The sequence below is a fragment of the Rubripirellula amarantea genome, from assembly GCF_007859865.1.
GTDB lineage: Bacteria > Planctomycetota > Planctomycetia > Pirellulales > Pirellulaceae > Rubripirellula > Rubripirellula amarantea.
The window spans coordinates 510,353-522,449 of record NZ_SJPI01000001.1; the positions used below are offsets into that span (position 1 = coordinate 510,353).

8 protein-coding genes are annotated in these 12,097 nt (G+C 51.1%); 5 read left to right on the forward strand and 3 right to left on the reverse strand.

The genetic code is table 11. The features are described from left to right. Positions 1–93: 93 nt before the first annotated feature. From Pla22_RS01895 to Pla22_RS01910, 4 genes are all read left to right on the forward strand, one after another. On the forward strand, positions 94–2,370 hold the full coding sequence (locus Pla22_RS01895) for a glycoside hydrolase family 2 protein (protein WP_207310284.1): 2,277 nt from the start codon (positions 94–96) through the stop codon (positions 2,368–2,370). Positions 2,371–2,512: 142 nt separating this feature from the next. Continuing rightward, positions 2,513–2,728 (forward strand): hypothetical protein, encoded by a 216-nt coding sequence (locus Pla22_RS01900; RefSeq protein ID WP_146513088.1) that lies wholly within the window; start codon positions 2,513–2,515, stop codon positions 2,726–2,728. Positions 2,729–2,732: 4 nt separating this feature from the next. Next, a complete protein-coding gene (locus Pla22_RS01905; protein WP_146513089.1) occupies positions 2,733–5,204 on the forward strand; it encodes a PSD1 and planctomycete cytochrome C domain-containing protein in 2,472 nt (823 codons plus the stop codon). Positions 5,205–5,282: 78 nt separating this feature from the next. Next, the gene (locus Pla22_RS01910) at positions 5,283–6,749 is read left to right on the forward strand and encodes a DUF1501 domain-containing protein (RefSeq protein WP_146513090.1); all 1,467 of its coding nucleotides are present in this window, start codon (positions 5,283–5,285) and stop codon (positions 6,747–6,749) included. Between the two features lie 9 nt (positions 6,750–6,758). Here the strand turns inward: Pla22_RS01910 and Pla22_RS01915 are convergent, their stop codons facing one another. Both Pla22_RS01915 and Pla22_RS01920 read right to left on the reverse strand, forming a co-directional pair. Beyond that, positions 6,759–7,853 (reverse strand): aldose epimerase family protein, encoded by a 1,095-nt coding sequence (locus tag Pla22_RS01915; RefSeq protein WP_146513091.1) that lies wholly within the window; start codon positions 7,851–7,853, stop codon positions 6,759–6,761. A 39-nt stretch (positions 7,854–7,892) separates the two neighbouring features. Further along, entirely contained in the window at positions 7,893–9,542 is a 1,650-nt protein-coding gene (locus tag Pla22_RS01920; RefSeq protein ID WP_146513092.1) for a solute:sodium symporter family transporter, read from the reverse strand. Between the two features lie 349 nt (positions 9,543–9,891). On the opposite strand from Pla22_RS01920, the gene Pla22_RS25825 reads away from it, so the two are divergent. Then, on the forward strand, positions 9,892–10,017 hold the full coding sequence (locus Pla22_RS25825; RefSeq protein ID WP_261343132.1) for a hypothetical protein: 126 nt from the start codon (positions 9,892–9,894) through the stop codon (positions 10,015–10,017). Positions 10,018–10,106: 89 nt separating this feature from the next. On the opposite strand, the gene Pla22_RS01925 is transcribed toward Pla22_RS25825, so the two are convergent. Beyond that, positions 10,107–11,693: an FG-GAP repeat domain-containing protein gene (locus tag Pla22_RS01925; protein ID WP_165440483.1), complete on the reverse strand. Its 1,587-nt coding sequence runs from the start codon at positions 11,691–11,693 to the stop codon at positions 10,107–10,109. Between the last annotated feature and the right edge of the window lie 404 nt (positions 11,694–12,097).

Here is a 12,097-nt window from a genome sequence, read left to right on the forward strand (position 1 = left end):
GCCTCAAATACGATTCCAAACTTAATGAATTTCAATCCGATCCTAACCGAGCGACCCGACCATCGGACCACCCGCTTATCTTTCTTTAGTTCGATGTCGACTATTGTTCTTCCAGTTCGCCTCATGCACGTATGGCTCGCCACGCTAGCAGTACTTGGGTTGGGGCAGAGTTCTTTGGCACAACAAATTTCCCAAACTGAGCAATGGAGCTACACCTTCGAAAAGCCCACCGAAGGATGGCAGGAACCACAGTTTGACGATTCGAATTGGCAACATGGCCAAGGGGGTTTTGGAACAAGAGGAACTCCAGGTTCACGTGTTGGAACCGTCTGGAAATCAAGCGACATTTGGCTTCGCAGAGTCATCTCGATCAAACAGGTGCCTGCCCGTCCAGGATTTCTGATCCACCATGATGATGAAGCAGAGATATTTCTCAATGGAAAACAAGTCGCCGTCCTGCCTGCCTGGACCAACGATTATCAAGTCGTTCCGCTACACGACTTGCATCGAAGCACGCTTCGTCAAGGAAAAAACACTTTGGCGATTCATTGCCACCAGGATGCTGGAGGCCAGTTCATTGACGCGCATATTATTGATGTCGAACAACCTCTAACGCTGCCACCCGCATCACCTTTCCAATCCGAGTTGATCACGAAGTGGGGCAGCGAAGTTACGGCCGACAACGCGTGGGCAGATTACCCTCGTCCACAGATGAAACGGGACGAGTGGGTCAATCTCAATGGAAATTGGGACTACGCGATCACATCGGAACAGCAGACTGCGGTTCCTGAAGAATGGGAGGGAAAGATCCTTGTTCCCTTCTGCTTGGAATCAAAACTGGGCGGTGTTCAACGGATGCTCGGTGATCGAGAAGCTCTTTGGTACCGACGCTACTTCGAGACAAGTCTGACGGAAAGTAAGACACTGTTGAACTTTGAAGCGGTTGATTATCGGTGCGAAGTATTCGTCAACGGAAAGTCAGTTGGCAAACACCAAGGTGGAAACACACCATTCTCATTCGACATTTCAGATACCCTTGTCGAAGGTCGAAACTCACTAGTCGTTCGGGTTGAAGACGAAACCGAAGAGTGGCAACTGAGAGGCAAACAAGTCCGCAATCCAAATGGAATATGGTACACGCAGGTTTCCGGAATTTGGCAAACCATATGGCTTGAACAAGTTCCCAACAATCACATCGCTGATCTGACGATCGCGACCGATGCTGCGACCGGCACCATTTCAATCGAGCCTACGATTCAAGATGAATCCCGAGTTGCCACCGTCAAAGTCGTTGCCAAGCTTGAGGGTACCAGTGTCGCAGAACAGCAAAGCAAGCCGGGTTTGATATCGCTAACCATCGGCAGCGCTCGATTATGGTCACCCGATTCGCCGACGCTGTACGACTTAGAAGTCTTACTACTCGATCACAATGGCGAAGTGATGGACCGGGTTGAATCCTACGCTGGCATCCGGACCGTAGGCAAAGATGTCGATGCTGAGGGTCACTTGCGAATGACGCTTAACGGCAAACCTATCTTTCACTGGGGACCACTTGATCAAGGATGGTGGCCCGATGGTTTGCTCACACCACCGTCCGATGAGGGCATGCTTTACGATATAGCATGGCTTAAGGATGCAGGCTTCAACATGATTCGCAAACACATCAAAGTTGAACCCCGGCGGTACTACTATCATTGTGACCGCTTAGGAATGATGGTGTGGCAGGACCAAGTCAGCGCCGGCCATAGCCCTCCGTGGACATTCCTTCAACCTAATCCTAAAGATGCTGATTGGTCGGATGAAAACCACTCTCAATTCATGCTCGAACTCGAGCGAATGATTGATGCGCTCGAAAACCATCCATCAATTGTGGTTTGGGTACCTTTCAATGAAGCTTGGGGACAGCACCGTACTACCGACGTTGGCGATTGGACACTTAATCGCGACCCATCACGTCTGGTCAACATCGCCAGTGGTGGGAATTACTGGCCCGTCGGTGACATTGCCGACCAACACGCCTATCCCAACCCCTCATTCCCGCTGAACGATAGCCGCTTCGATAACGTCATCAAAGTAGTTGGTGAGTTCGGTGGCCATGGCTATCCCGTCGAGGGTCATCTTTGGGATGCCGATCGTGACAACTGGGGCTACGGCGGGCTACCAAAGTCAAAGAGTGAATACCAAGATCGCTATCTCAAATCACTCGAGATCCTCAATGAACTTCGACACCAAGGAATTGCAGGTGGCGTTTACACGCAAACCACTGACGTCGAGGGCGAGATTAACGGTTTGATGTCGTACGACCGTAAGGTTGAAAAGATCTCGCCGAAAGAACTGAAGCTAATGCACCAGATTCTTTTCACACCGTAGCACCACTCATGTCAGTAGCTCATTTGTTTGATCATCCATGTACATAGAACATTATTGCTTTTGCACGAATGACTTCGTTAGTCAGATACCTTACAGCGTCAAAGTTAGCACGAAGGCAAACACTGGGCTGAACTGTAGCGTTATGCGTAATTCGCGCAGTGACGGTGCGGGCGCCGATATCAATACTGAACTGACCGACTCGCTGAGCAGTTACACTACTGAATATAAGATTTGTGGATTCCCGGCATTTCCGTTTCGAATTGGGACCGTTGCCGCGTTTCGCGCCTCCCAAGCCATTGGCGGTCAGTGCACCGACTTTGGTTATGACAAGATGGTCCCCTTTGGCATGAAGGCTTAATCGTATGACACCTCGTCGTAACTCAATCGTCACAAAGGCGCGGCTTGGGTGGTGCCTAGTTCTCTGCGGTTCCATCTTTTTCACACCGGCAGCATTGACAGCCGACGAAGCCTCCCGCGCAACAACCGAGACGATTGACTTCACTCGTCACGTCCAACCTATCCTGGCAAAGCATTGCTACGCATGCCACGGTCCCGATGTCGCTGAAAGCGGGCTTCGCTTTACAAGCCAAGAAGCCGCTTATGCAGAAGCGGACTCGGGAGAGTTCGCCATCGTGCCGGGTGACGTCGACGCAAGTGAAATGATCGCTCGCATTCTAAGCGACGAAGAGGACCATCGGATGCCGCCTGAAGGCGATCGGCTTACCGCATCTCAAATCCAAACGCTGCAAACTTGGATTGAGCAAGGTGCAACGTGGAACAAACACTGGGCCTTTGAACCGATGCGGCGAGTTTCGCCACCGGATGTCGAATCGGAAGCATGGAACGGCAATCCGATAGATGCGTTTGTATTCGATTCACTCAAACGATCTGGTCTTGATCCCAACCCACTCGCAGATCGACACACACTCGTTCGCCGCGTTTATTACGACTTAACGGGTTTGCCGCCGACGGCCGATCAAGTTAAAGCCTTCGTCGACGATCCTGACCCCAATGCATTTAGCAAGTTGGTCGATCAACTTCTTGAGTCTCACCATTACGGCGAACATTGGGGGCGACATTGGCTTGACCTTGTTCGCTACGCCGAAACGAATTCCTACGAGCGGGACGGAGTCAAACCGAACGCATGGAAGTATCGCGACTACGTCATCAAGTCATTCAACGATGACAAGCCTTACGACCAATTTGTGCGAGAACAATTGGCCGGTGACGAACTGGAAAAAGTCACCACCGAAACACTGACCGCGACAGGCTATTATCGGCTAGGTGTTTGGGATGATGAACCGGCTGATCCATTGCAAGCTCGTTTCGATGGTTTCGACGACATCATCACGACGACCAGCCAAGTTTTTCTCGGGTTGACAGTTAATTGCGCTCGATGTCACGACCACAAAATTGACCCTATTCCGCAGACCGACTACTACGGAATGTTGGCATTTTTTGCTGACGTCACACCCTGGGGAGTGCGTGGACAAGACCCACGGATCAACAACCAGATTGACGTTTCGTCCGAAGAAGTGAATCGCCTGTACCGAGAGAACGACGCGAAGCAGGCATCGCTGAAGGCGAAAATCCACGAAATTGAGCAAGCTGGAATCGCGAAAATGTCTGGTCCCGATCAACGGGCAACGGAAGGCAACCAGAAGGACCGAAAGCGAGTCTTAGACAAGCATCTTAGATCGAAGTTAGCTAACGAGAGGTGGAAAGAGTACCAGTCATTAAAGAAGCAACTTAAAGCCGTGCAAGAACTAGCCAAGGAGATCCCACCGCGACAAAGCGTCATGGGCTTGGCTCGACTCGACGCTCACCCCGAGCAAACGTTCGTACTTTTCCGAGGAAATCCACATTCACCTGCTGATCCCCAAGCTCCGTCGTATCCAACGATCTTGGACAAGACCATTCCTGAAATCCCCGTCGCAGATGAATCAGCAAAGTCCGCTGGTCGTCGCCGAGTGCTGGCGGATTGGATTGTTGATCCCGAGAACAACATGACGGCTCGCGTCATGGCGAACCGACTCTGGCAGTTCCATTTTGGTCGTGGCATCGTTCGCAGTTCCAACAATTTTGGACAATTGGGAGTTCCACCAACGCACCCTGAATTACTCGATTGGTTGGGACATCGGTTGATTGACGAGGGCTGGAAATTGAAGTCGATGCACCGACTAATCATGAATAGCCGGACCTATCAGTTATCATCTCAATCGAGCGAACCTGCGGTCTCACGCGATCCCAACAATGATCTCTTTTGGCGATTTGACCCTCGACGGTTGCGGGCTGAAGAAGTTCGCGATTCGATGTTGGCTTCGATAGGTGTACTTAATCGAACGCCGTATGGGCCAAGCTTCTATGCCAAGTTGTCGAAAGAAGTATTGGCCGGACAATCCGTTCCCGGGTCGGGATGGGGTGATGCGAGTCAGGAGCAACGCGATCGGCGAAGTGTCTATATTCACGTCAAACGCTCGCTGTTGACTCCGTTATTGACCGCGTTTGACTTCCCAGATCCCGACCTGACCTGCGAAGAACGTTTCGCAACGCTGCAACCTGGGCAAGCGCTGGCTTTGCTAAACGGAGACTTTGCACACGAACAAGCTGCTCGCCTTTCGCAAGCGATCTACGCGGCTGAATCCGAGAACGCCGTCGTCGTTCGACGTAGCATCCAAGCATTGCTGCAACGTGAGCCGACCAAATCTGAAATCGAAAAGGGCGGTCGTTTGATCGAGTCCCTGGTTGCTGAGCACGGATTGTCGCGAGAGCGAGCGGTTCAGCTCTATTGTCTTTCAGTGATGAATTGGAACGAATTTTTGTTTCTCGATTGAAACGCTTTGCCGCCCACCCGCTTACTTACTTCACTTGGGTTCATTCCCAAATCCCACCTCTATGCCCAACAAACAATCATGAACGCTCAACGTAAACGAAATGGTTTTTGCGGTCGCACGCGCCGTGAATTTCTCTGGCAATCAGGTGGTGGATTCGGTGCCGCGGCGTTGGCGTCGATGTTCGCTGGCGATGGCTTCTTTCCGACGACAGCGAGTGCAAGTGACTCACCTTATCGCAATCCACTCGCTCCCAAACCGCCGCATTTCGCGCCTAAGGCCAAGTCCGTAATCTTTCTGTTCATGTATGGCGGACCAAGTCACATCGACACGTTCGACTACAAACCGAAGATGAAAGGAATGGATGGCAAGACCGCTGATGTTGCCACCTTCGGTCGCGGCGGACACAAAAAGGGAGGCCGAATCGTTGAACCAAGATGGGATTTCAAACAACATGGTCAATGCGGTAAATGGGTGAGTTCCCTGTTCCCCCATGTCGCCGAACATGTCGATGATATTGCCTTCTTGCACTCAATGACGGCCGACTCGCCGATCCATGGTAGTGCAATGTTGATGATGAACAGTGGCAAGATTCTTTCGGGCAGTCCCGCGCTAGGATCATGGGTCAACTATGGCCTCGGAAGCGTGAATGAAAACCTTCCTGGATTCGTCGTGATGCTCGATTCCAAAGGCGGACCGATCAGCGGAGCAAAAAACTGGAGCAGCGGTTACATGCCGGCTACGTACCAGGGCACTGTGTTTCGCAGCAAGGGTGCACCCATTCTGGATCTTGCACCACCAAGTGATCTACCATCTGGCGTCCAGCGAAAACTGATCGACTCCATTCAAGATGCTAACGCCGACCACCTCGCGCACCGCGTTGGCAATGATGACTTGGCTTCAAGAATCGCTAGTTACGAGCTTGCGTACAACATGCAGAGCACCGCACCCGATGCGGTGGATTTTTCAAACGAAGACGCTGCGACGCTCGACATGTACGGAATTAACCAAGCACGCACTAATGACTTTGGAACTCGTTGTTTAATGGCTCGTCGATTGGTCGAACGGGGCGTCCGATTCATTCAGCTCTACAGTGGCGGTGCCCACAACGATGACAACTGGGACGCTCACGGCAATCTGGAAGACAATCACAACAAGCACGCTGGCAATACGGACCTACCTATCGCGGCTCTGCTAAAGGACCTAAAGCAACGCGGAATGCTCGAAGAGACGCTAGTTGTTTGGGGTGGTGAGTTCGGACGTCAACCAACGGCGGAATACGCCGAAGGCAGCGGCCGTGACCACAATTCCTTCGGCTTCACGATGTGGATGGCGGGTGGCGGAATCAAAGGCGGCGTTAGTTACGGGACCACTGACGAACTTGGTTCCGCGGCGGCTGAGAACCCATTGCACGTCAAAAACCTCCACGCTACGATCCTTCACCAACTGGGACTCGACCCAAACCACCTTTCATACTTCTTCAGCGGCCTGGACCAGAAACTGGTGGGCGTCGAAGAAGTACAACCGATCCACGAGATCATCACTTAGGGCGTCTGGTTACTGCGTCGAGAAAGTGAATATCGTTTGGGTATCGTAAACCTCGCCGGGGCGAAGAATCGTCGACGGAAAGTTTGGTTGGTTCGGACTGTCAGGGTAGTGCTGAGTTTCGAGACAGAACCCACCGCGTTGAACATAAGGCTTACCTGATTTGCCTTTCAAGCGACCATCAAGGAAGTTGCCACAATAAAACTGAACGCCTGGTTCAGTGGTTTGAACTTCCATGACACGTCCTGATTTTGGCTCGTACACTCGAGCAGCCAGCGTCAACTCGCCTTCCTTTCCCTCCTTGTCGAGCACCCAGTTGTGGTCATAGCCCATCCCGAAGGCAAGCTGCTGGTTTTCGATTCCGATGTCGCGTCCGATCGGCTTCGCGGTCGTAAAGTCAAACGGCGTTCCGGCGACCGGTGGCAGTTCCCCAGTAGGAATAGAACCTTCGTCGATCGGCGTGTACTGTTTTGCGTTGATCATCAACTCATGGTCGAGGATCGTTCCCTCTCCCTCACCTTTGAGGTTGAAGTAAGTGTGCTGCGTCAAGTTGATCGGAGTCGCTTTGTCCGTCTCGGCCTTGTATCCCACCACCAATGAGTTTGCTTCTGTCAATCTGTAGGTGACTTCGCAATCCAAATTTCCAGGGTAGCCTTCTTCTTTGTCCTTGGATTGATAACGCAAGGTCAATTGATTGTTGACCTGATCGTACTCAGCATCCCAAACTACTTTGTCGAAACCGACCGCACCGCCGTGCAAGTGATTCTTTCCGTTGTTCTTGAGCAGCGAATAAGCTTCGCCATCTAGGGAAAATTCCCCGTTGGCAATTCGATTTCCGTAGCGTCCGACAACAGCACCGAAATATGGCTTATCGACAGCGTTGATGTAGTCTTTCACTTGATCATAGCCAAGCGCGATATCGGCAAACTTCCCATCCCGGTCCGCTACGGAGATCGACGTAGCGATCGCTCCGTAGTTGGTCACTTTGACTGTCGTGCCATGGTCATTCTTGAGAGTGTAGAGCTCAATAGAATCGAAGTCTTTCACTTCAGAAAAAGCAGTCGAAGCTGGCATGATCAATAGCAGGGCAATAAGAAATGGTTTCATGAGGATCTCTTAGCTGAGGTTTTCGTAACGATCGTCGAACTACTTCGGAGTTAGAACCGAAAAATCGGCGAAGGAAATGTAGATGGTGAATACGATGGCGATCAGGACCAATCCAGCAGGTTTTGCGAATCGCCAAGGGGTCATATCAACTGCCCCCGCGTCTTCCTGTTCGAACTCGGTTTCTCTTGGCTTCACTTCGCCAATAACAAGCATCAACACGAGCAGCCAAGCGAAGACAATTCCCAGAAAATGGAACTCGTGCAACGAATCGACGATCTTGTCAAAGGGCGAAACGAAGTATCCGGTTGCGATGACCGCGAAGCCTGCAACAAGGGCGATCTTGGCTGCGATCGGCGGTACGCGTTTAGTCAACATCCCAACCAAGACGACGGCAAAGATGGGAATGAAGTACATCCCATTCATCTTTTGTAGGTAATCGAAAATCCCCTTATCTTTGATCACCGGATGGTCAAGCAAGGGCGCGATCACCATGGCACTGATCGCAATGATCCAACCGAAGACTTTCCCGGATCGCACAACTTGAGCTTCCGTGGCATCCTTGTTGATCACGCCTTTGTACAACCCCACACTGAAAAGTGTGCAAGAACTGTTCAGTGCTGAGTTAAAACTCGACAAAATCGCACCGATCATCGCAGCCGCGAAAAAACCCGTGAACGGTGCCGGTAAAACTCGATTCACAAGCAATCCGTAAGCCTTATCCTTGTCGATACCCTGATCCGCAAACATTGCGTACGCGATCATCCCTGGGATTACGAGATAAATCGGGCCCAACAATTTCAAAGCCCCGGTGAGCAGAACCCCCTTCTGGCCTTCGGCCAAACTACTTGCTCCAAACGTTCTCTGAATGATCTGCTGATTTGTCGTCCAATAGAAAAGGTTCAGCAGAAAGATGCCGGAGAATATGGTTCCAAAGGGAACCGATGACTCTGCGCCACCAACCGAATTGAACCGGTCCTTTTGCTGTTCAAACAAAATGTGAGTGCCCTCGGAAATCCCTCCTTCGCCACCGAGCTGCGACAACGCGAATCCAGCAATCATGAATCCGCCAATGAACAGACCAATGCCATTGAGGGTGTCCGAAACGGCAACCGTTCTTAGTCCACCGAACAATGCATAGATTGCCCCAATAATTCCAACCAACCAGACGATAGCCCACAACGCAACAGGATAGGGCTGTAGGCCCATCGATTGAGGCACTTCGCCTAGCATCGATGGGACGTCCATGATTCCGATCATTCCCGTAGCGCCCGTGTAAAGAATGATCGGCAACAGAATTCCAACATACGCTACTAAGAAGATCACATTGGTAATCACTTGAGTTTGGTGATCAAAGCGAATTTCCAGGTATTGAGGCACCGTTGAAACGCCGCTCCGCAAGAACTTGGGCAAAAAGAACCATGCCATGAACACGAGAGCAACGACACATACCACTTCCCACACCATCACGCACAAACCGTACGTGTAGGCTTGGCCATTGAGACCCACCATTTGCTCGGTAGAAAGGTTGGTCAACAACAAGGACCCAGCGATCAAAGGGAACGTCAATGAACGCCCAGCGAGGAAGTAGCCACCCGTGCTGGAGTGGTCATCGTTCTTCGTCAGCCGCCAGGTCAGAAACGCGACTAGCCCCGTGAAGAACAGGAAAGAAACAATTGTTGTCAGGTCCATTAGTGTCTTTCAATTACATCAATGTCGCGTTAATTACCAACGCATGGGGCAAGGTATTTCGATAAGGTAGGCTCAGCAATTTGCCAGTCGCAATGTGGGACACATTGTACGCTATTGGTTCAGCAGTCGTGCGATTCACGCCTAATGTTCCCTCACATCAACCTCTCTTGAGCGACTGAAGCCAACACGCATTTCACGGAGGCTGAGGTGTGCTCGCGTCTTCAAGCAACTTTCGCATCGGTGACTCTTTCCGCGGCACCAACACGACCTGCCGATGGACCTCCTTCGCGTGCACTTGCAACCGCCCCTGGATCAGCTCAATCTTCGAAGAAGCTACTAGTGCTTCGTCATGACCCAATCTCGTTGGGTCATGACGAAGTCCGATCTGGTGATGTCGATGCGCAGCATGAACGACGCAAGGGAATTGCTTGAGAATGCGGCAACCGTTGATCAGTTGTTGGCCACCACATTCTAATTGGACATCACCATCACAGGCGATCAAGGTAACCACAAGGACTATCCAACCGAGCGGAACTCCATGACTCGCGCTTTGCAACGAACTGATCATGGATTCTCCTTCGCTGGCAATGAAATGGATGCTTCACTTTCATTCCACCAAATCGAAAGTGTTCGCTCAGTTGAGTCAGGCCAAAATTCGCCAGTGGCAAAGTCGAGGTCACCATCCTCATCAAAATCACCGACTTCTAGCGTGGCATGATTCATGTGCCCGCTTTCGAGCGAGTGCCGCTTGAATGTTTCCCCATCGCGTTCAAGCAGGATCACACTGTCGAGCGGAACATCAACCTTGTTGTCGATTCGCCGCGGCAACAATGAGACAGCCACAACATCCAGATCACCGTCGCCATCGAAGTCACCCGGCAACGCACGATGGACTCCCTGCATTTTTGCAATTTGATGATGAACAAAAGGAAACGAGCCTTGGTTTTCAAGCCACTGAATCGAAAAGTATGGCTTCAACAAGTAGTCGTCGAACGCGTCTCCATTGGTGCACAAGACATCTAAATCACCATCTTCATCAAAGTCCACCAACTCGATACCGTTGGTTCCATGCGATGGATAGCCTGCCGACCAAATCAAGTGCGGCTTAAATTGCCCGCGTCCTTCGTTCAAATAAGCCACAACCAATTCGTGTTCCTGACTTAACACGGTGACAAAGTCCAGTTTTCCGTCACCGTTGAAGTCGCATTTCTGGACCTGAATAGCACCCGATCGCTCATCAATCACTTCGCGTTGAAATTTAAGATTCCCCTGATCACTAACTTGATGATGCAAGAAGATTAAACTTCCCGTTTCCCGCCAACCAAACTCGGCGACGACGATGTCCATCGCGCCGTCACCATCAAAGTCTGCCGTCTCAACGGAAGCAACTCGGCCAACTTTGTAGAGCAATGTTTGCGACTGCCAGTTTCCATCAGTGTCTTCGTGCAACCAAATCACTTTTCCCCGATGATGATCATCAGGTAAGTAATCCCCTAGTTCGGCAATCACATAATCAAGCCGGCCATCTTGATCCAGGTCGGTCGGATCAATGAAGGATACATTCCGATAGCGGGCCATCAAACCGAGTTCAACCGTATTCAAATCTCTTGATGATCGCCTCAATCCATTCGCACGGAATACATACCCACGTTTCATATCACACACTAACATTCCACCATCGTTCGCGGAAACAGGTGCATCGTCGTACGATTTCGTGAGCCAACGCAAATTCGAGACGGATAGCGAGACGCCTTCAACTAAGACTGGGATGTCCTGGCGATCAAAACCAACAGAAAACGGAATGTCGCTGGTAGTTGAAGACTCGATCAGCAGTTCTTCTGGCGCTCGTTCGACGTAGTAGTCATAAACCAGTTGCTTCGGACTCGGCGGGCGAAGGTCGGTTCGCTTTGACTTGAAAAACAATTTGTATCCTTGGTCGATCTCGCGTTTCCACTGACGCTTCGCAAAACTGCTTGGACGCGGCATCCCATGGCAAGCTCCGCAGAAGCTTTCAATCTGACCCTCAAGCTCATCCTCGGACAGTGAAGTTTGCTTGGCGCTCGCGTTCGATGAGACTTGATGAGATCCCTGCGTCAGCCGAGCTTTATCCGACTTGGTATCGCAACCAGTGAACGCTATCACGAGAGACATGAACGTGAAGCTCAGAACTTTCGAGGCCCCACTCGGCGGCACAAACTGAGTCGGCTGAAACATTCGAATGGGTTGACACCAACGAAGAGAGAGAAGAACGAAATCGCAAGAGAGCGAGCGATCCTAACTCATCTTTTCACTGGTTGAAACACTCAATATGGCATGCAAAAAAGATGCGCAAATTGAGAATAGAATTGCGTGATCTCGTATGTTTTTTGGTGGTGCTGAAGCTCAACATACTGGGTTAAACACAGCGTCCAACGCGGGCTCATTTTCTATCGCAATTCACCCGACGGGACATTCCGCGAAACGGCACTGCGCACGATCGTTCGACAGCGTCGATTGCCAACGAAGCGGTGACAACAACTCGCAAAGCTAGTTCGATGAATTGACTAGCGGTACTA

Bases quoted from the DNA above. Each gene is read 5' to 3' on its own strand.
- Pla22_RS01895 (WP_207310284.1), top strand. From the start codon at position 94: ATGTCGACTATTGTTCTTCCAGTTCGCCTCATGCACGTATGGCTCGCC.
- Pla22_RS01900 (WP_146513088.1), top strand. From the start codon at position 2,513: ATGCGTAATTCGCGCAGTGACGGTGCGGGCGCCGATATCAATACTGAA.
- Pla22_RS01905 (WP_146513089.1), top strand. From the start codon at position 2,733: ATGACACCTCGTCGTAACTCAATCGTCACAAAGGCGCGGCTTGGGTGG.
- Pla22_RS01910 (WP_146513090.1), top strand. From the start codon at position 5,283: ATGAACGCTCAACGTAAACGAAATGGTTTTTGCGGTCGCACGCGCCGT.
- Pla22_RS01915 (WP_146513091.1), bottom strand. From the start codon at position 7,853: ATGAAACCATTTCTTATTGCCCTGCTATTGATCATGCCAGCTTCGACT.
- Pla22_RS01920 (WP_146513092.1), bottom strand. From the start codon at position 9,542: ATGGACCTGACAACAATTGTTTCTTTCCTGTTCTTCACGGGGCTAGTC.
- Pla22_RS25825 (WP_261343132.1), top strand. From the start codon at position 9,892: ATGACCCAATCTCGTTGGGTCATGACGAAGTCCGATCTGGTGATGTCG.
- Pla22_RS01925 (WP_165440483.1), bottom strand. From the start codon at position 11,693: ATGTCTCTCGTGATAGCGTTCACTGGTTGCGATACCAAGTCGGATAAA.